This window comes from Pleomorphochaeta caudata (assembly GCF_055395745.1).
In genome coordinates, this window is record NZ_AP042458.1 from 815,466 (window position 1) to 833,803 (window position 18,338).

The following is an 18,338-nucleotide window of genomic DNA, read 5'->3' on the forward strand; positions in this document are numbered from 1 at the left end:
TTCTGTTTGTAAATATTTTATTTTATTTATTGAAACTATTTATTTTAATTTAGATTTGTATTAATACTAAAGTATGGTAAAATTCACCATGTAGGAGTAAATTTATGTATTATGATTATCAGACGGAAAAACCTCTTGGAGAAAGTGATATATTTTTAAAATTTCAAAGTAAATTAAGTAAAGCTGCAAGAGTAAATAGAAGTGTTTTGGTAATTGGGGAAAGAGGAAGTGGTAAAGAGCTTGCTGCCCAAAGATTACATTATTTGTCTCCTAGATGGGAAAAATCTTTGGTAACTGTTAACTGTGCAGCATTACCTCCTTCATTAATAGAAACAGAATTATTTGGTCATGAGAGTGGTGCTTTTACTGGAGCACAAAAATCAAGAAAAGGTCGATTTGAAGAAGCCGAGGGAGGAACTCTTTTTTTAGATGAAATTGGACTAATTCCTTTAGAAGTTCAAGAGAAAATTTTAAGAGTTGTAGAGTATGGTACTTTTGAGAGAGTTGGATCTTCTAAGCCATATAAAACAGATGTAAGAATCGTTGGTGCAACAAACCAAGATTTAAAGAAACTATGTAATGAAGGAAAATTTAAAGAAGATTTATTAGATAGGTTGTCTTTTGAAGTTTTATTTTTACCTCCTCTAAGAGCAAGAGGGGATGATATAATTCTTTTAGCTAATTATTTTGCTTCAAAAATGAGTATGGAATGCAAATTAGAACAACTTCCAGAATTTAGTGATGAAGTAATTGAACAAATGTTAAATTATGATTGGCCTGGAAATGTTAGAGAGTTAAAAAATGTTGTTGAAAGGGCGGTTTATAGATCTGAAGAACCTATAATTAGAGAATTAGATCTAGATCCATTTAAAAATCCTTTTGAACCTGTTTCTAAAGGCATAAAAAATAATGATGAAGAAGAAAAAATAGAAGTAGTTAAAAAAAGTTCAGAGAGTGAAAAGATGGTTAAAACAGATCCTGAAATTCAACAAGTAGTAACTGAAAAAATTGAATTAAACAATTATTTAATAAATAGACAGAATTTTGATTTACAATATTTAAAACAAGCTCTAATTGAATCAAATAATAATCAAAGACAAGCCGCAGAGTTATTAGGTTTGTCTTATGATCAGTTAAGAGGTTTATATAGAAAATTTAAACATTTATTATAAAAATAAAAAATGAGAGCCGAAGCTCTCAAATTTTGTTTAATACCTTGTTGGCAAAAAGAGTGCCATCAATAAATATATGATTCCGATTGGAAAGAAGCCAGATATAATAAAAGTAACAATGGTTATAAAACGAATCAAACCAACACTTATCCCTGTATAATCTGAGAGTCCTTCACAAACACCAAATAGTATACCGTGTGAACTTTTATAAAGTTTTCTACGTGGTCTTTTTCTTCTGTAATAATATTCTTCTTCGTCATAATACATGATTACTTTGTTTCCTTTTTAGTTTCTTTTTTTGTAGCGGCTTTTAGTTTTTCTAATTCAGCTTCAATTTCACTATCAATTTCCATTTTTTCAAATTCATTAACACTTGAACTATGGCTTAAATTTACTTCACTTTCCATTTGTTCAATTTTTGCTTCAAGTTCATTGAATTTTTCACCAATTTCAAAACTCTCTGAAACTTTTATTGCACTGTTAACTTTTTTCTTGTTTTTTGCAGCTTGTGCTCTTCTTACTAAAGTTGATTGTTTTTCTTTAATTTCTTTTAACTTTGTTGTTAATTGTGCTACTGATTCATCATCACTCATTAATAGACTTTCATAATTTTTTAGATCATCTACAATAGTATTAATTCTTGCTTCACAATTTCTTTTTTCATTTAGAGCTTCTCTAGCTAAATCATCTTTTCCTTTTTCAACTGCTAATTTTGCTCTGCTTTCCCATCTTTCGATTCTTTGTTTTAAATCTTTAATATCTTTTTCTAATACACTTTTATCTCTTAAGTGAGATGCTTTTGTTCTTTTAACTTGTGTTAGGGTTTCTTCTAAATCTGTAATCATTAATCTGATCATTTTTTCTGGGTTTTCTAATGAATCTAATGCGCTGTTTAAATTTGAGTTTACAATGTTTTTAAATCTTTTGAAGGTTTTCATACTTTTTTTCTTCCTTTATAATAAATTTTATTTTTTATTTTTATGTTTGTGAAAATACTAATGCATTTTCTGTGCCAAAATAAAAAAATAGGGAAAAATAGCAAAATTAGACAAATTAAACTTATGATATGTTAAGTAATAACTCAAATTTTTTAAAATTTTGGTTATTTTTACCATAAGTAATTTAAAAATAGGAAAAAAACAAATTTTAAAATTTATATAATTATATTTTGTTTGTTGTTTTCTTTTTTTAACTATTGTACATTAATAAAGTAATATAAATAGGAGTTTTTATGGCAAAATTATATATAGTAGCAACACCAATTGGAAATTTAGAGGATATAACTTTAAGAGCTTTAAATATCTTAAAAAGCGTTGATGTTATTGCTTGTGAAGATACTAGGCATACTCAAATTTTATTAAACAAATATGAAATACATAAAAGATTGATAGCTACTCACTCATATAATGAGAAAGCTTCTGCACAAGGTATTATTAGTTTATTAGAACAAGGTAATAATATTGCTTTTGTAAGTGATGCCGGTACTCCTGCAATTAGTGATCCCGGAGCACGTTTAGTAACAAGTGTAAGAAATGCAGGTTTTGATATTGTTGCAATTCCAGGTGCTAGTGCAATTATTACCTTAATTAGTGTTTCTGGCTATGTTGGTAAAACCTTTACTTTTGAAGGCTTTTTACCAATTAAAAAAGGTAAAAGGACAACACGATTATCTCAATTATTAGAAAGAGATGAAGCTTTTGTAATTTATGAATCTCCATTTAGAGTTCTTAAAACTTTAAAAGAACTTTATGATTTAGATAAACAAAGGGTTGTTGTTGTTGCAAGAGAATTAACAAAAGCTCATGAAGAGATTATTAGAGATACTTTAGAAAATGTGATTAATGATTTTGAAAATAGGCAAGCAATAAAAGGTGAATTTGCAATTTGTATTTGCCCAAAAAAAGCTAATGAAGAATTTGAGGAAAATAAGTAATGATCACTGTAAAAAAGTTATATACATTAAAAGAGAGAACTCAAGTTAGAAAATGTGCAGCAATTTTTCATCAAGCAACAGGTGATATATTTGAGTATGAATATTTAATTGAAGTTTATAAAGTATTATATAGTGATAAAAGTAAAAAAGTATTATCAAATGAACATTATAAACAGCTTGATAAATTAGGTGAAAAACTATTTTCAAAAAATTATGATTATATATTGTTTGAAGATATTTCACAATTATTATTAAAAGCATTGGGAAGTGAACCTTCCGATTGGGATTTTTATAATGATAATGGTTCTTTAGACCAAAGTAAAAGAATTATTTATAATCATAATTTGATTATAGATAGGGTAAGAGCACCTTTTAATATTGGCTCTATTTTTAGAAGTGCAGATTCTTTTGGTGTAAAAAGTATTACTTTAGTTGAAGGTAGTGCAGATATTACTCACCCAAGATGTTTAAGAAGTGCAAGAGGTACTATTGAAACTGTAGAAAACCATATTTTAGATGAAGAGACTTTAATTAAAAAACTCAAAGAAGAAAAAGCTAATGTTTTTGCTTTAGAGTTAGGTGGAACTGATATTAATAATTTTGAATTTCCTGAAAATGGTTATGCAATTGTTGGTAGTGAAGAATTTGGAGTAAGTCCAAAATTATTAGAATTATGTGATTCTTCTTTAAAAAGAGTATCAATACCCTTAGTTGGTACTAAGGGCTCGATAAATGTAAGTGTTGCAACAGGAATAATGTTACACCATTGGATGTCAGCTTCTAGTAGCACTAACCATTTTAAATAGTTCTTTTAATGAATCATCAATTTCTCTATTTAATGTGCTCATTGGGAATTGGCCTTTCTTATTTCTTTCGCCAATAGCTCTATTTGTTAAAATTTGCATCCCTTCATCAATATTTTTGACAGGATATATATGGAATTGTTTATTTTTTATAGCATCTTCAACTTCATAAGAAAGAATTAAATTTTTGACATTTTGAATTGGTATAATTACTCCTTGTCGTCCACTTAAACCCAGACGCTTACAAGCATTATAGAATCCTTCAATTTTCTCATTAATTCCACCAACTGGTTGTATTACTCCCATTTGATTTACACTTCCTGTAACTGCAATATCTTGTCTAATTGGAATCTCTGCTATTGCAGAGAGCAGTGCATATAATTCAGAAGAAGAAGCACTATCTCCATCAATTTCTGCATAGGATTGTTCAAAACAAATACCAGCATATATAGAAAGGGGGAAAGTCCTTGCATAGTTTTTTCTTAAATAACCTTCAAGAATTAATAATCCTTTATCGTGGATTTCTCCAGATAGCCCTGCTTCATGTTCAATATTTACAATACCTTCACTTCCAGGAGCAACAGTTGCTGTAATTACTGTAGGGAGTCCAAATGATGCAGCCCCTCTATCAATTACGGCTAAGCCATTAACAATCCCAACTTTTGATCCAGTAAGAGAAATTATCATCTCTCCTCGTTCAATTTCTTGGTTAATTTTGCTCTCAATCAATGAAACAGTATAGTCTCTTTCTTGAAGAGCATTTTTTATAGCATCTTTATTTATAATGGTTTGATTTTGTTTTGTTGCCCACCAATTTGCTTCAACTAATAAATCTGTTAATTGTGAAAATTGGGTGGTAAGTTCATTTCTGTGTTCACAAAACCAAGCACTATATCTTAAAATTGCTTTTTTACCAGAGTCGTCTAAATTTAATATATTATTTGTTTTAATAAACCTATCTAAGTAGGTTAATGTAAGAGCGCTGTTTAAATCATTTAATTCCATAGAATAGTCGAATTGTGCTGAAATCTTGAAATGTTTTAAAAATTGTTCATCAACTTCGCTTAGTTTATTATATAAATCCTCATTTCCAATTAAAACAACTTTTAATGGTACGTTGGGTACTTCAGCTCTAATATTTTTATTTTTTAGAATTCCCTTTTGTGAGTAATATCTATGTTTTAACCTTAGTTTATTAGAGTCTAAATATTTTTTTAGAGCATCCCATAGTCCATCAACTTGTAATAATTCTTTTGCATATAGCACTAGTAAACCACCACAAGATTCTAGAATTGAACCTGCTTTTATTCTTTGATATGGAAGTAAATCTTCTTTACTATCATCAATTGCTCCAAAAAGAGTAGTAAATGATGGATGGTTTTCAATTACTAATGGTCTAGTTTTTTTAAATTGGTTATCAATTACAAGGTTAATATTATATCTCTTTGTAATATCTTTATCTGTTGAAAGCGAAATAGAGGTTAAATCTTTTTCTATTAAAGATAGATGTTCTTGTATTCCACTATCCTTATATTGTTCTTTGATGTTCTTAATATCTTCAATAGCAATTTGGATTGCTTTATCTCTATTGTTGTTTAAGTTATCCTTTAATTTATTTGAGAATTGATCCAATGTGTTTTTATATTGCTTACCAAGGCCTCTTTCAAGGATAAGCGCTTTTGGATTATCATTATTAACAAAGTTATGGATATATGCTATATCTTTCAAGTTTGATATATCTTTTGCTAGAGAAGAAGCAACAGCTTGTACTGCGGATAATCTTCCTGTCCCACTATCTCCAGAAATAAAAATATTATATCCCCATCTATCAACATTAAGTCCCATCTCTAAAGCTTTAATAGCCCTAGGTTGACCAATAATTTCATCTTCTTTTAATGTTACTTTTTCTTTTGGAAGGTCAAGAATTTTAAAACTTGCCTCTTCATAAGATAATTCTTTTATGTTTATTTTGTGTTCTGCCATGAGAAAAATATAAAATGGTGGTAAAACCCTGTCAACTCTATTATAATGTTTTTTATGAAACGAGATGATTTAATTAAGAAAATTGATAAATATTTAGATATTAGTTCTTTTAATGGTATTGATATTTCTCTAAATGGTCTACAAGTAGGTGGTCCAAACAGAGATATTAAAATTATTGGGTTTGCAGTGGATGCTTGTTTAGAGACAATTGAAAAAGCAATTGAAGATAAAATTGATGTACTTATTGTTCATCATGGACTCTATTGGGGTTCCCCAATTGCAATAACAGGTAATTTTTACAAAAAAATAGAATTGTTGATTAATAATAATATTGATTTGTATGCGGCTCATTTGCCCTTAGATGCTCATATGGAAGTTGGAAATAATAAAGCTATGGCAACTGCATTAAATTTAACTGATGTTGAGTCTGCTTTTAATTATAAAGGACTTGATATTGGTGTTGTAGGTTTACTAAACGAGGCTTTAGATATAGATGAAATTGCTAATATTTTAAATTTTACAAATCCAATTAAATTAGATTTTTCTAATGAGCCGATAAAAAAGATTGCAATTGTAAGTGGAGAAGGTGCTCATGATGTGCATGAAGCAAAAGCTTTAGGTTGCCAATTATTGATAACAGGAGAGGCAAGACATAGTGAATATCATTATTGCAAAGAAGAGAATATTTCTATGTTGTGTGGAGGCCATTATCAAAGTGAAACTTTTGGTGTTAAATCTTTAGCTGTTGAACTTAGCAAAAAACATAAGTTATTAATAAAATTTATAGATGTCCCAACTGGATTGTAGGAGTACTTAATGATTAAAAAATATAGGCATTTATTTTTATCCTTATTTATTATTTTAATTGATCAAATTTCAAAGTTTTTTATAGTCGCAAATATTGCAGAGAATACTATTGGTTATTCCTTTTTTAATGACTTCTTATGGATTGTTCATGTAAGAAATAATGCGGTAGCTTTCAGTTTAGGACATTCTTTAGATTTACCAATTAGAATTGTTTTATTTATAATTATTCCAATTATTGTTTTAATATATATTTTTTATTTAATGTATTTTGAGAAAGACTTTAAATTAACAAATTTTCAACGCTGGCTTTTTGCTGGTTTTATTGGTGGTGGGATTGGTAATTTAATTGATAGAATTTTTAAAAACTTTCAAGTAGTAGATTTTATGAGTAATAGAGTTTATGGTTTTTTAGGTTTTGAAAGATGGCCTACCTGGAATTTTGCAGATGCAAGTATTGTAATATGTGTTTCTCTCATGTTAATAAGTCTTATAGTAGGACATTTTAATAGAAAAAAAGTATTAGAAGATAATATAATTGAAAAATAATAAGTAGATATGATAGATTAAGAATAGAGGGAAAAATGAGTAAACAATCAAATACAGTTATTTTTATGATAATTGCAACAATAGTGAATGTATTATTAATGTTTGTAATTTTTATTTTAGTTTTTGTTTTAGCAGGACTAATTTTTAACCTAGATGGAAATCTTGGTGTTGTTGTTTTAGGCGTTTCATTTGTTGCTGCAATAGGTGGAAGTATTTTTATTTATTCCAAATTAGTAAATTGGGCTGTAGCAAAATTTAATTTAGAGGATAAACTTGTTCCTTTATTTAATAGAAGAAGAGGCCCTAAAAAATAATGACGCTACAAACTATGAATACCTTTGATAATTTAAGTTGGTATCCTTTTACAGAAGATCCTATTCTTGAAGCAACAATTTATACTCCAAGATTATGTGATCCAACTTTTATTTTGCCAAAAGATTCACCTGATAATAGGTGGCATCTTTTTGCACACAATTGGATTGGTATTCAACATTTTGTAAGCAATAATGGACTAGATTGGCAAGCTAAGAAAATGATTGAATTAAGAGGGCATTCTCCTTTTATCTTTTTTAATAAAGGCTTGTGGTATTTAATTTATGAAAAACATGATTCATCACCAGATACATTAAATTGGCAAGAATTAAAATCAAATGATAGAATTTCACGAAGTAGAATAGAAATTTGTCATACAGAAGATATGGTGAATTTTAGTAAATCTCAAATTTTATTTGATAGTATTAATGTTTCTTTTGCTAAGGATAAATTGCAAAGACCTAGATTATCTAGACCTCAATTATTTTATGATGAAAAATTAGGTTATAGATTATTCTTTGGGGCTTCACATATTTTAATGAAAGATACAAAACAAAAAGCTACGTTATATTTTGCTATGGCAAGTTCAAAATCTTTATTAGGACCTTATGAAGTCATGAATAATAATCAGCCTTTGATTTCTCCTAATGCAGATGATGAGCATAGGAGTTTGGCAACAGGAAGTATAAGAATTTTGCCTGTCAAAGGTGGTGGCTATATAGCATTAGAATGTGCCTTTGGTTGGGATAAAGTAAATAATAAAAGTGTTAGTTCTTTAATTCAATTAAAGAGTAATGATGGTATCTCTTGGAGAAAATCTGAGAGAACCCCTGTTTTGACTTTACCTCAAAAAGGATGGGCTTCAAGATATATTACTAGTTGTGATGTAAGATATATGGATGATGATTATTGTTTTTATTGTTATTTTTCAGCAAATGAAAAGACTAAGATTGGACCTTTTAGTTATGTAAAAGAGTCTTTAGGCTTGCTTTTAGGAAAAGATCCAAATCCAAGAAAGGTTTTTGTTTAATTTATTATTGTATATTTTGATTTTTTCTTTTTTGCTGCTTCTTTTCTTTCTTTTTTAATTTCTTGTTGCATTTTTTTTGCAGTAATTAATTTAATCTTAGATAAATTTTTCCCTGAAACAAATTGTAATACAGCACATTCAGCTTCCTCATTACCTCTAGCCATTGGATAGTTAATAAAACTATGGTATGCCCCCTCAATTTCTAAATATTTAACTGGGGTATCCGCTGAAGCTAAAGCATCAGCATAAAGCATAGCGTCATCTCTTAATGGATCTATTTCTGCACTAATAATTAATGTTTGAGGTAATCTAGAATGATCTTTTGCTAATAAGGGTGAGAAATTTGGATTTAACAAATCTTTTGGTTCTGATTGATATTGTTTAATGAAAAAACTTATTTCTGCTTTACTCATAGTTGGAGTAGTAGAATATTTTTCATAGCTATTTGTTCTCATCCTTGCATCAGTTAATGGGTATAATAAAATTTGTCCAGCAATTTTTGGCCCTTTTCTATCTCTAGCTAATCTTGAGACTCCTGCACAAAGGTTTCCTCCTGCTGAATCCCCCATTAAAAAGATTCTATCAGGATCAACTCTCCAATATCTTGCTCCATTATATGCCCACTTAAGAGTGCTATAGCAATCTTCAAGAGCTGTTGGGAATTTAAATCTTGGAGCAAGTCTGTAATCAACTGATAATACTCTAACCTTTGTGACTTCTGTAATTCTTGAACAATAATAGGAATATAATTCCATATTGCCCCAAACCCAGCCTCCACCGTGGAAGAATATTATTAGAGGGGTTAAGCCTCCATGATCTGCATTATTTTCTTTTTCAAATAAGTAGCCTGTAATAGCTCCTCCTTCAACAGGAATGATGAAGGTTTTTTGTGAAACATTTTTAGTATGTTTCTTCAAAGCTTTTTTTACCCAAAAAGAGTTTGGTAAACTATCATCATTTAATTCATCAATCTTTTGTTGAGTTAATTCATTAAAATCAGGTATCTCTTTTTGATTTTTTATTATATTAATTAGTTTTAAAAACTGTCTATTATTTCTATCACTCATAATGTGTATATTACTTCAACAATTATAGTAAGGCAAGTATTGATGAATAAATATGTATTCGTTATGCAAAAAATATCTTTTTTTCTTAAATCCTGGCATTTTGTACAAATTTTTAAGCAGATATTGCAATTGTTAAAAAAACAATTATACTATTTCTTATGAGTAAAGTAATATTAATTGACAATAATCAACTTGGTGATAATTTTATAGAATCCCAATTTATTTTAAAAGATAAGGATGAATTTTATTTTAGAAATCAACAAGTCCAGAAAAAAAATTGGAGAAAATTAACCCCAGCAGAATTAGAGATTTTAATAAAAAATGGAAACACTTCCTCTGCTTGGGAAAAAGTTTTTGTAAGTGATCCCTTTGACCCCTCATTAATAATTAGATCGAGCTTTCATGGATTTGTTAGAATTGGAAGTATCGAAAAGGGTTTACTAAAATATCATGATTTTGTATTAAATCAAGGGATTTGTGATAGTGTTATTATCTCTAGTGATATTGGAGATAATTGTGCGATTAATAAATGCCATTATTTAAGTCATTATATTATTAAGGATCGAGTAATTCTTCATCAAATAGATGAACTTCAAACTACTAATCATGCAAAATTTGGTGTTGGTATTATAAAAGAAGGGGAAGATGAAGATGTTAGAGTTTCTATAGATATTATGAATGAAGCTGGAGGGAGAAAAGTTTATCCTTTTGTTTCTATGAGATGTGCTGATGCTTATTTATGGGGAAGCTATAGAGCTGATCCTGAACTAATGAAGAAATTCGACCAATTTACTAAGGATACTATTAGTGATAAAAGAGGCTGGTATGGAGTAATTGAATCAAACTCTGTTATAAAAAGCTCTAGAATTATTAAGGATGTAAACTTTGGTCCTTGTTGTTATATAAAAGGTGTAAATAAACTTAAGAATTTAACCATTCAATCTAGTGAAGTTATGCCAACACAAATAGGTGAAGGCGTTGAATTAGTTAATGGTATTGTTGGTGAAGGTTGTCATATTTTCTATGGTTGTAAAGCTGTAAGATTTATTATGATGGATAATTCTTTCTTGAAATATGGAGCTCGATTAATTAATTCAATTTTGGGAGAGAATTCAACAATAAGCTGTTGCGAAGTTTTAAATAATTTAGTTTTTCCAGCTCATGAGCAGCATCATAATAATTCTTTTTTAATAGCTTCTACTATACAAGGTCTCTCTAATATGGCTGCAGGGGCTACTATTGGATCAAATCATAATAGTAGAGGGGCTGATGGAGAAATATTTGCAGAAAGAGGGTTTTGGCCAGCTTTATCAAGTACCTTAAAACATAATTGTAAATTTGCAGCATATACTCTAATTGCAAAAGGAAATTATCCTAGTGAATTAAATATTATTTTCCCTTTTTCTCTATTAAGTAGCGATAAGGATTCAAGACAAATAATGCCAGCTTATTGGTGGCTATATAATTTATATGCGTTAGAGAGAAATAGTTTCAAAGTCAAAGCTAGAGATAAAAGAAAAAAAATCAAACAGATTGTTGAGAGTAACTATTTAGCCCCAGATACGGTTCTTTCAATAATTTCTTCAGCACAAATTTTAAAAATATTAGTAGCAAAAGCTTATGATAAAGAAGAAAAAGATGAATCAAAATTATTAGCTCTAGGTTATGATTTATTAAATTCTGATAAAAATGTAATAGATAAATTAGATGTAGTAAGTCTTGAAAGTGAAAATTCTAATACTCCTGTAAAGATTTTAAAATCTTATGAAGCCTATCATGCATATAAAGAGATGCTATATTATTATGGTGCAAAAGAGATTGCAAATTGGTGTTTTGAAAATAAGAAAAGTTTAACTGATTTACAAAATATTACATCAGGAAATTTAAATCCTTGGGTAAATATTGGTGGGCAAATAGTCTATGAAGATAAAGTTGATCAATTAAGAAACGATGTAAGAATAGGCAAAATTAATAGTTGGGAAGAAATCCACGAAAGATATAAACAATGGTATGAAACATATGAAGATGATAAAGTTTCAAATGCTTTAGGGGTTTTAAAGCATTGTTTGAAGATTGATTATCTTGATGAAAAGTCTTGGTTATATATAAAGAATAAAGTTGTTAATACGAGAAAATATATCGAGCAACAGGTCTATGAAACAAGAAATAAGGATTATAATAATAAATTTAGATCAATTACATTTAGAAATAATGAAGAAAGAGATATTGTTTTAGGTGCTGTTGAAGAAAATTCATTTATTAATGAAAGTAAAAAGATTACACAAGATTTATTTAAGAAATTAGATTTTGTAAAAATATAATTTGATTTATATATACAAACACCTCTAAGTAGTTTTCTACAATAGAGGTATTTTCTTTTATATTAATTTACTTTAATTATATTGTTTTCTTTTCTTATTTTTTACATAAACAATTTGAGCGCCATTTTTATTTCCTAAATCTTCTCTTCTTGTTTCAACAGTTTTTATTGAATCCAATAGAGATGTCATTTTTGAAAAGCCATAATTTCTAACGTCAAATTCTGGAAATCTATTTAATAATATTGAGCCAAGAGTTCCAACATTAAGCCAACCGCTTTCATCTGAGGCTTCATTAACAATTGTGTTAATTGCTTTTTTAATTTTTTGTAATTCAGGAGCTTGTTCTAATTGTGGAATAGGGATACTTTCTCCATTGTTTTCAGGACAATTTTCTTCATTTTCAGCAGCACATTTTAATCTATCTAAGAATTTAAATTTATCACAGGCTGAAATAAAAGCTTGAGGGGTTTTACTCTCTCCCATACCAATTACGATTTTTCCAGCTTCTCTTAACCTTGATGCTAATCTAGTGAAATCACTGTCTGAAGAAACTAAACAAAAACCATCAACATTTGAGGTATATAAAATATCCATTGCATCAATAATCATTGCACTATCAGTTGAATTTTTTCCTTTTGTATAACTGTATTGATGAATGGGAATAATAGCATATTCTAATAGAACTTTTTTCCACCGAGTATCACCTTTTGATAAATCTCCATAAATCCTTTTGTAAGTTGTTGTTCCTTCTTTTGATATTTCGTCAAATATAATATTAATATATTTTGAACTAATGTTTTCAGAATCAATTAAAACAGCAAACCGTTTTTCAATTTCCATACCGTGTTCCTTCTTGTTGTTTGTTTGCTTATAATAATAACCTATAATTAAGAAATTATCTATTTAAAAAAAAGGTTTGGTTTCTATTAGAAAACCAAACCAAAGGAATAGAGTTTATATTAATTAATTTTTTGGAGCACTTTCAACAAAGGTTCTGACCAAGAGTGTTGTTCTTTACTTGCTCTGATACTTCTGATTTTTTTCAATCTGTATCTAACAAGACTTTCAGGATTTTTTGTTGTTAAAGAATTAAGATCTTTAATTATAGTTTTTTTAATCTCTTCAGCACTCAATGAAGGATTCTTATGAGCTCCTTCACTATCTTCACCTATAATACCGTGAATGATTCCCAAATCTAAAAGATCATGGGCTGTCATTTTCATTATATTAGCAGCTTCTTCAGCTTTTGAAGGATCATGCATTAAAATGGAAGCAAAGCCTTCTGGTGTTATTACTGAATAAACAGCATTTTCTAATAAATATAATTTATCACTAACGCCAATTCCTAAGGCACCACCACTACCACCTTCACCAATTATAAAGCTTATAATTGGAACGCTTAAAGTTGCAAATTCTTTTAAGTTTGTTGCAATTGCTTCACCAATACCTCTTTCTTCAGAACCAAGACCAGGATAAGCACCAGGAGTATCAATAAAACTAATAATTGGTCTATTAAATCTTTCTGCTTGCTTTGCTAGACGTAAAGCTTTTCTATAACCTTCTGGATGACTCATACCATAATTAACATCAATGTTTTCTTTAAGGTTTGAACCTTTTCTATTTCCAATTATTGTAACAGCTTGTCCATTTATTATACCAATTCCACCTAACATTGCTTTATCATCACCGTAAAGTCTGTCTCCTGCTAATGGCATAAATTCATCAAAAATTAATTTAATATAATCTTCAACACCAGGACGGTTAATGTTTCTTGATAATTTTACACATTCCCAAGCTGTTCTTTTAGGTGTAGCGTATTTATCGACTCTAGAGAGTCTTTGTTTCATTTCATTTAATTCGATATTGCTCATATTAATTCACCTTATGTGTTTTCATAAGAAAAGATAGGGTTTGCTTCAAATCTTTTCTATCAACTATTGCATCAACAAATCCATGATCTTTTTGGAACTCTGAAGTTTGGAAGCCATCAGGGAGTTTTGTCCCAATTGTTCCTTGAATAACTCTAGGTCCTGCAAAACCAATTAATGCACCAGGTTCACTTAAAATTACATCACCTAACATTGCAAAAGAAGCTGTAACACCTCCAGTTGTAGGGTGGGTTAAAACGATAAATAAAGGGACTCTACATTTATTCATAAGAGCTACTGCAGCACTAGTTTTTGCCATTTGCATTAAAGAAAAAATACCTTCTTGCATCCTAGCTCCTCCACTAGCACTAAAAATTACTACAGGAGTATTATTTAGGGCTCCTTCAATCATAATTTTTGTGATTTTTTCTCCTACAATTGCGCCCATTGATCCGCCCATGAAATCAAACGACATAATACATAAATATATATCCTCATTATTTAGTTTTGCTTTACCAGTTGTTACTGCATCATTTAAATTTGATTTATCTTTATGTTGTTGTAGTTTTGCTTCATAATCTTTTAATTTTAATGGGTTTGATGAAGTTAATTCACCATCAATTTCGATAAAACTATCTTTGTCACAAATTAATTCAATTCTTTCATCACATTTTAGTCTGTAGTGATAATTACAATTTGGACAAACTTCTAAGTTTTCTTTTAAAATTTGTTTGTCAATTTCTTGGTGACAATTTGGACATTGTATTAAATTTTCCATTATAATTCCTTTTCAATTTCTTTATATAAAGAAGTATCGAATTTACCACTAACAAATTTTTTGTTGTTTAAAATTTTAATAATGGTTTCTTTATTTGTTTGGATTCCTTCTATTTCTAATTCTTGTAATACAGAGAGCATTGTTTTGATACTTTCTTGACGATCTTTTGTATAAACAATTATCTTTGCTAGCAATGAATCATAGTAAGGAGATACATAAAAATCTGTATAGATATGAGTATCTACTCTAACACTTGGCCCTAGTGGTGGAACAAATTTTGTAATTTTTCCACAAGATAATGCGTTTATTCTAACTTCCATAGAATGATTTCTTAAAACTGGTGATGATTTCATTATTTGAGATGAATTATCATCACTTATTAAAATCATTTCTTTAATAATATCAATTGAAGAAACAAATTCACTTACAGGGTGTTCAACTTGAACTCTTGCATTAACTTCCATAAAGTAACATTTTTCATCTTCTAATAGAAATTCTATAGTTCCTGCACCTTTGTAATTAATCATTTTAAAAAGCTTTATTGAAGCTTTTTTTAGTTGATTTCTTAATTTTTCATTTACTACATTGGAAGGACTTTCTTCAATTAATTTCTGATGATTTTTTTGAACAGAACAGTCTCTTTCTCCCAAAAATATAACATCTTTACCATTAGAAAGTAGTTGAATTTCAATGTGTCTAGGTTTAGTTAAAAATTTTTCAACATGAATTGCTGGATTAGCAAAGAATTTATTAGCTTCTTCTTTTGCAATAGTAAAGTTTTTTTCAAGTTCACTATCATTGTTTATTACTCTCATACCTTTACCACCTCCTCCAAGGGAAGCTTTAAGTATTATTGGGTAACCAATCTTATTAGCTATTTCTTTTAACTCTTCTACACTTTCTATTTCTTTAAAACTACCAGGAGTGACTTCAAGGCCTGCTTTTCTTGCAAGAATTCTTGCTTCTACTTTATTTCCTAATAAGTTAATTGTATTTTTATCAGGACCAATAAAAATTAAGCCACTTTTTTCTACTTCTTCAGCAAAAGATGCACTTTCGCTTAAGAATCCAACACCTGGGTGGATAGCATCACAATGTGTATATAGAGCTGCACTAATTAAGTTATTTACATTTAAATAACTTTCATTAGTATTAGGACCACCAATACAAATTTTTTCATCAGCTAGTTTTGTCCACAAGCCGTCTTTATCAGCAGTAGAATATACACTAACACTTTTTATAGACATTGCTCTTAATGCTCTAATAATTCTAACTGCTATTTCACCTCTATTTGCAATTAAAACTTTTTTAATCATAATACCTCAACTTTGAAAAGGGGTTGATCAAATTCTACAAGATCTCCAGTATTAGCTAAAATTTCAACAATTTTACAATTACAATCAGCTTCTAGCTCATTCATCATTTTCATAGCTTCAATGATACAAACTGTTTGTCCTTTCTCTATAGTTTCACCTTCTTCTACAAAGGGTTTAGCATCTGGAGATGGAGCTCTATAGAAAGTTCCAACAATAGGCGATTTAATTATTTTAAAGTTTTCATCTTCTTTTACAGGAGGCACTTTTTTAATTTCACTCTCTTGTATTACTTGTTTCTCCACAGGTTGTGGAGCACTGTTATAAACCTTTGCAATATTCTTCTTACATTTTATTTTAAAGTCTTTATAAGTAATCTCTAGTACATCCAAAGAACTCTTTTCAAAGCATTCAATTATTTTTTCATATTCTAAATTATCCATATTATTCCTCATTGTTCTAATTTTTTTTAATAACTTAATATTTACATTTTATTTTTATAGTGTCAATATTGACATTTTTTAAAATAATGTAATAATAGATAATAAATTGTTTGGAGGCTTTATGGAAATAGGAAAAAGCATAAAAATAAGTGCTTTAGGATCATATTTACCAGAAAAAGTAGTAACTAATACAGATTTATCAAAAATCGTTGATACAAGTGATGAATGGATATATTCACATACTGGTATTAAAGAAAGAAGATATGCAAGTGATAATGACAAAGCAAGTGATTTAGCCATTAGGGCTATTAAAAATATGAATGTTAATGTAGATGATGTTGATGCAATTATTGTTGCAACAGCGACCCCTGATTATTATGGGTTCCCGTCAACAGCTTGTATTATTAGTGAAAAAATGCAGTTACAAAATGTGAAAATGGCTTTTGATATTACTGCAGGATGTACTGGTTTTATATATGCTTTAGAAAATGCTAAAGCATTAATTTGTTCCAAAAGTGCAAAAAAAGTTTTAGTAATAGGATCTGAAATCCTATCAAAAATAGTTGATTTTACTGATAGAAATACATGTGTTCTCTTTGCTGATGGTGCAGGTTGTGCTTTAGTTGAAGAAGGTAATGGTGTATTTAATTCAATTATCGGAGTTGAAAAAGCAGGAGCTACTGATCTTTATATAGATGAAAAAGCTCATATACGAATGAATGGTCGTGCTGTTTATAACTTTGCAGTAAAAAGAATTGTAGAAACTATTAAGAATTTAGTTGAAGAAAATAATATTAGTTTAGATGAAATTGATTATATCGTGGCACATCAAGCAAACATAAGAATATTACAAGCAGCAGCAAAAAGATTAAAAATAAATGATGATATTTTCTTTTCAATTGTAGATAAGGTTGCAAATACTAGTGCTGCATCAATCCCAATAGCTTTAGATTTTTTAAATAAGAAAGAAGAAATTAAGGATGATGCAAATATTATTTTAGTAGGATTTGGAGCTGGATTAACTTATGGAGGAACCTTTTTTAAATGGAAAAAGTAATTATGTGTTTCCCCGGACAAGGGTCTCAAAAGCCAAAGATGGCAATTGATTTATATAATTATAGTTCAACAGTTAAAAAACTTTTTGAAGAAGCTAGTGATATTTCACATCTTAATTTGTATAAAATTTTAGCTGAAGGTGATGCTGAAGAATTAAAGCAAACAGAAATTGCACAAAATGCAATTATTTTAGCTAGCTTATCTGCATATTCTCTTCTGCTTGAAAAAGGAATTGAACCTTTAGCTTGTGCTGGTTTTTCATTAGGGGAGCTAATGGCCTTAAGAGCTAGTGAAATTATAGATAATGAGAAATTGTTTAATCTTGTTCAAAAGAGAAGTTTATTAATGGCTCAAGCAAGTGCTGAAGCTACAAAGCAATATGGCGAAATGGGTATGGCTGCAGTTCTTAACTTAAACAAAGCTGGTATTGAAGAAGTAATTAATAATACAAATTATAAGAATGTATTTGTAGCTAATAATAACACAGAAAGCCAAGTTGTAATTTCTGGAGTTAAAGAAGAAATTGATTCAATTGCTCCTCTCTTAAAAGAAAAAGGTGCTAGACGTATTATTATGTTAAAAGTATCAGGCCCTTTCCATACTCCTTTATTAAAATCAGCTGAAATTGAATTTGATAAATATTTAAATAAAGTAGTTTTAAATTCTCCAAAAGTAGATGTTTATAGTAATGTGACTGGAAAAATTGAAAAGGATATGAAGCCTTTTATTCCAAAACAAATAACAAATAAAGTTCAATGGATTGAAATCATGAAAGATATGAAAGAAAGATTCCCAAATCAAGGAATTTTAGAAGTTGGAGTTTCTAATACTTTAACAAATTTCTTTAAATCTGAAGATATGGTTTGTAATCCTTGTGGCACAGTAGAACAAATAGAAGGAATATAA

19 protein-coding genes are annotated in these 18,338 nt (G+C 28.9%); 10 read left to right on the top strand and 9 right to left on the bottom strand.

What is annotated here, in order from left to right:
* Positions 1 to 104 precede the first annotated feature (104 nt).
* Positions 105 to 1,172, top strand: a complete 1,068-nt coding sequence (gene pspF / locus ACZ5RS_RS03785) for a phage shock protein operon transcriptional activator (RefSeq protein WP_464637615.1) — start codon at positions 105 to 107, stop codon at positions 1,170 to 1,172.
* A 36-nt stretch (positions 1,173 to 1,208) separates the two neighbouring features.
* On the opposite strand, the gene ACZ5RS_RS03790 is transcribed toward pspF, so the two are convergent.
* Positions 1,209 to 1,439 carry a PspC domain-containing protein gene (locus ACZ5RS_RS03790; protein WP_464637617.1) on the bottom strand — a complete coding sequence of 77 codons (231 nt, stop codon included), beginning with the start codon at positions 1,437 to 1,439 and terminating at the stop codon, positions 1,209 to 1,211.
* Between the two features lie 2 nt (positions 1,440 to 1,441).
* Positions 1,442 to 2,110, bottom strand: a complete 669-nt coding sequence (locus ACZ5RS_RS03795; RefSeq protein WP_464637618.1) for a PspA/IM30 family protein — start codon at positions 2,108 to 2,110, stop codon at positions 1,442 to 1,444.
* 293 nt (positions 2,111 to 2,403) lie between these two features.
* Between ACZ5RS_RS03795 and rsmI the strand changes: the two genes are divergently transcribed.
* On the top strand, positions 2,404 to 3,105 hold the full coding sequence (gene rsmI, locus ACZ5RS_RS03800; protein WP_464637620.1) for a 16S rRNA (cytidine(1402)-2'-O)-methyltransferase: 702 nt from the start codon (positions 2,404 to 2,406) through the stop codon (positions 3,103 to 3,105).
* A complete protein-coding gene (locus ACZ5RS_RS03805; protein WP_464637621.1) occupies positions 3,105 to 3,911 on the top strand; it encodes a TrmH family RNA methyltransferase in 807 nt (268 codons plus the stop codon). Before rsmI ends, ACZ5RS_RS03805 begins: the two co-directional genes overlap by 1 nt.
* On the opposite strand, the gene ACZ5RS_RS03810 is transcribed toward ACZ5RS_RS03805, so the two are convergent.
* Positions 3,879 to 5,891, bottom strand: coding sequence for an AAA family ATPase (locus ACZ5RS_RS03810; protein WP_464637623.1), 2,013 nt, complete (start codon positions 5,889 to 5,891; stop codon positions 3,879 to 3,881). The two genes, ACZ5RS_RS03805 and ACZ5RS_RS03810, sit on opposite strands and share 33 nt — an antisense overlap.
* 54 nt (positions 5,892 to 5,945) lie before the next feature.
* Between ACZ5RS_RS03810 and ACZ5RS_RS03815 the strand changes: the two genes are divergently transcribed.
* From ACZ5RS_RS03815 to ACZ5RS_RS03830, 4 genes are read left to right on the top strand one after another with little or no spacing between them, the layout of a single operon-like run.
* Complete coding sequence (locus ACZ5RS_RS03815) at positions 5,946 to 6,698, top strand: Nif3-like dinuclear metal center hexameric protein (RefSeq protein ID WP_464637624.1); 753 nt, start codon at positions 5,946 to 5,948, stop codon at positions 6,696 to 6,698.
* Between the two features lie 9 nt (positions 6,699 to 6,707).
* Positions 6,708 to 7,244: a signal peptidase II gene (gene lspA / locus ACZ5RS_RS03820; RefSeq protein ID WP_464637626.1), complete on the top strand. Its 537-nt coding sequence runs from the start codon at positions 6,708 to 6,710 to the stop codon at positions 7,242 to 7,244.
* Positions 7,245 to 7,279: 35 nt separating this feature from the next.
* Positions 7,280 to 7,558, top strand: coding sequence for a leader peptide processing enzyme (locus tag ACZ5RS_RS03825; protein WP_464637627.1), 279 nt, complete (start codon positions 7,280 to 7,282; stop codon positions 7,556 to 7,558).
* On the top strand, positions 7,558 to 8,586 hold the full coding sequence (locus ACZ5RS_RS03830; protein WP_464637629.1) for a hypothetical protein: 1,029 nt from the start codon (positions 7,558 to 7,560) through the stop codon (positions 8,584 to 8,586). Before ACZ5RS_RS03825 ends, ACZ5RS_RS03830 begins: the two co-directional genes overlap by 1 nt.
* On the opposite strand, the gene ACZ5RS_RS03835 is transcribed toward ACZ5RS_RS03830, so the two are convergent.
* Complete coding sequence (locus tag ACZ5RS_RS03835; RefSeq protein ID WP_464637631.1) at positions 8,583 to 9,653, bottom strand: alpha/beta hydrolase; 1,071 nt, start codon at positions 9,651 to 9,653, stop codon at positions 8,583 to 8,585. The genes ACZ5RS_RS03830 and ACZ5RS_RS03835 overlap by 4 nt on opposite strands.
* Positions 9,654 to 9,811: 158 nt before the next feature.
* Here ACZ5RS_RS03835 and ACZ5RS_RS03840 point away from each other — a divergent pair, with 158 nt between their 5' ends.
* Positions 9,812 to 11,974: a DUF4954 family protein gene (locus tag ACZ5RS_RS03840; RefSeq protein WP_464637633.1), complete on the top strand. Its 2,163-nt coding sequence runs from the start codon at positions 9,812 to 9,814 to the stop codon at positions 11,972 to 11,974.
* 72 nt (positions 11,975 to 12,046) lie between these two features.
* On the opposite strand, the gene ACZ5RS_RS03845 is transcribed toward ACZ5RS_RS03840, so the two are convergent.
* The 5 genes from ACZ5RS_RS03845 to accB all read right to left on the bottom strand — a co-directional run bounded on the left by ACZ5RS_RS03845 (position 12,047) and on the right by accB (position 16,376).
* Positions 12,047 to 12,814, bottom strand: coding sequence for an NYN domain-containing protein (locus ACZ5RS_RS03845; RefSeq protein ID WP_464637635.1), 768 nt, complete (start codon positions 12,812 to 12,814; stop codon positions 12,047 to 12,049).
* A gap of 119 nt (positions 12,815 to 12,933) precedes the next feature.
* The gene (locus tag ACZ5RS_RS03850) at positions 12,934 to 13,845 is read right to left on the bottom strand and encodes an acetyl-CoA carboxylase carboxyltransferase subunit alpha (protein ID WP_464637636.1); all 912 of its coding nucleotides are present in this window, start codon (positions 13,843 to 13,845) and stop codon (positions 12,934 to 12,936) included.
* Between the two features lies 1 nt (position 13,846).
* Complete coding sequence (accD, locus tag ACZ5RS_RS03855) at positions 13,847 to 14,608, bottom strand: acetyl-CoA carboxylase, carboxyltransferase subunit beta (RefSeq protein ID WP_464638935.1); 762 nt, start codon at positions 14,606 to 14,608, stop codon at positions 13,847 to 13,849.
* An 11-nt stretch (positions 14,609 to 14,619) separates the two neighbouring features.
* Positions 14,620 to 15,936 (bottom strand): acetyl-CoA carboxylase biotin carboxylase subunit, encoded by a 1,317-nt coding sequence (locus ACZ5RS_RS03860; protein WP_464637638.1) that lies wholly within the window; start codon positions 15,934 to 15,936, stop codon positions 14,620 to 14,622.
* Positions 15,933 to 16,376, bottom strand: coding sequence for an acetyl-CoA carboxylase biotin carboxyl carrier protein (gene accB / locus ACZ5RS_RS03865; protein ID WP_464637640.1), 444 nt, complete (start codon positions 16,374 to 16,376; stop codon positions 15,933 to 15,935). Before accB ends, ACZ5RS_RS03860 begins: the two co-directional genes overlap by 4 nt.
* Before the next feature lie 121 nt (positions 16,377 to 16,497).
* On the opposite strand from accB, the gene ACZ5RS_RS03870 reads away from it, so the two are divergent.
* Positions 16,498 to 17,433 carry a beta-ketoacyl-ACP synthase III gene (locus tag ACZ5RS_RS03870; RefSeq protein ID WP_464637642.1) on the top strand — a complete coding sequence of 312 codons (936 nt, stop codon included), beginning with the start codon at positions 16,498 to 16,500 and terminating at the stop codon, positions 17,431 to 17,433.
* On the top strand, positions 17,421 to 18,338 hold the full coding sequence (locus ACZ5RS_RS03875; RefSeq protein ID WP_464637644.1) for an ACP S-malonyltransferase: 918 nt from the start codon (positions 17,421 to 17,423) through the stop codon (positions 18,336 to 18,338). The genes ACZ5RS_RS03870 and ACZ5RS_RS03875 overlap by 13 nt, the downstream gene beginning before the upstream one ends.

What these genes read in the sequence shown, in the direction of transcription:
- ACZ5RS_RS03815 (WP_464637624.1), top strand. Translation starts at nt 5,946, where the DNA reads ATGAAACGAGATGATTTAATTAAGAAAATTGATAAATATTTAGATATT.
- ACZ5RS_RS03830 (WP_464637629.1), top strand. Translation starts at nt 7,558, where the DNA reads ATGACGCTACAAACTATGAATACCTTTGATAATTTAAGTTGGTATCCT.
- ACZ5RS_RS03870 (WP_464637642.1), top strand. Translation starts at nt 16,498, where the DNA reads ATGGAAATAGGAAAAAGCATAAAAATAAGTGCTTTAGGATCATATTTA.
- ACZ5RS_RS03875 (WP_464637644.1), top strand. Translation starts at nt 17,421, where the DNA reads ATGGAAAAAGTAATTATGTGTTTCCCCGGACAAGGGTCTCAAAAGCCA.
- pspF (WP_464637615.1), top strand. Translation starts at nt 105, where the DNA reads ATGTATTATGATTATCAGACGGAAAAACCTCTTGGAGAAAGTGATATA.
- lspA (WP_464637626.1), top strand. Translation starts at nt 6,708, where the DNA reads ATGATTAAAAAATATAGGCATTTATTTTTATCCTTATTTATTATTTTA.
- ACZ5RS_RS03860 (WP_464637638.1), bottom strand. Translation starts at nt 15,936, where the DNA reads ATGATTAAAAAAGTTTTAATTGCAAATAGAGGTGAAATAGCAGTTAGA.
- ACZ5RS_RS03845 (WP_464637635.1), bottom strand. Translation starts at nt 12,814, where the DNA reads ATGGAAATTGAAAAACGGTTTGCTGTTTTAATTGATTCTGAAAACATT.
- ACZ5RS_RS03825 (WP_464637627.1), top strand. Translation starts at nt 7,280, where the DNA reads ATGAGTAAACAATCAAATACAGTTATTTTTATGATAATTGCAACAATA.
- ACZ5RS_RS03850 (WP_464637636.1), bottom strand. Translation starts at nt 13,845, where the DNA reads ATGAGCAATATCGAATTAAATGAAATGAAACAAAGACTCTCTAGAGTC.
- ACZ5RS_RS03835 (WP_464637631.1), bottom strand. Translation starts at nt 9,653, where the DNA reads ATGAGTGATAGAAATAATAGACAGTTTTTAAAACTAATTAATATAATA.
- ACZ5RS_RS03795 (WP_464637618.1), bottom strand. Translation starts at nt 2,110, where the DNA reads ATGAAAACCTTCAAAAGATTTAAAAACATTGTAAACTCAAATTTAAAC.
- rsmI (WP_464637620.1), top strand. Translation starts at nt 2,404, where the DNA reads ATGGCAAAATTATATATAGTAGCAACACCAATTGGAAATTTAGAGGAT.
- accB (WP_464637640.1), bottom strand. Translation starts at nt 16,376, where the DNA reads ATGGATAATTTAGAATATGAAAAAATAATTGAATGCTTTGAAAAGAGT.
- ACZ5RS_RS03805 (WP_464637621.1), top strand. Translation starts at nt 3,105, where the DNA reads ATGATCACTGTAAAAAAGTTATATACATTAAAAGAGAGAACTCAAGTT.
- ACZ5RS_RS03790 (WP_464637617.1), bottom strand. Translation starts at nt 1,439, where the DNA reads ATGTATTATGACGAAGAAGAATATTATTACAGAAGAAAAAGACCACGT.
- ACZ5RS_RS03840 (WP_464637633.1), top strand. Translation starts at nt 9,812, where the DNA reads ATGAGTAAAGTAATATTAATTGACAATAATCAACTTGGTGATAATTTT.
- ACZ5RS_RS03810 (WP_464637623.1), bottom strand. Translation starts at nt 5,891, where the DNA reads ATGGCAGAACACAAAATAAACATAAAAGAATTATCTTATGAAGAGGCA.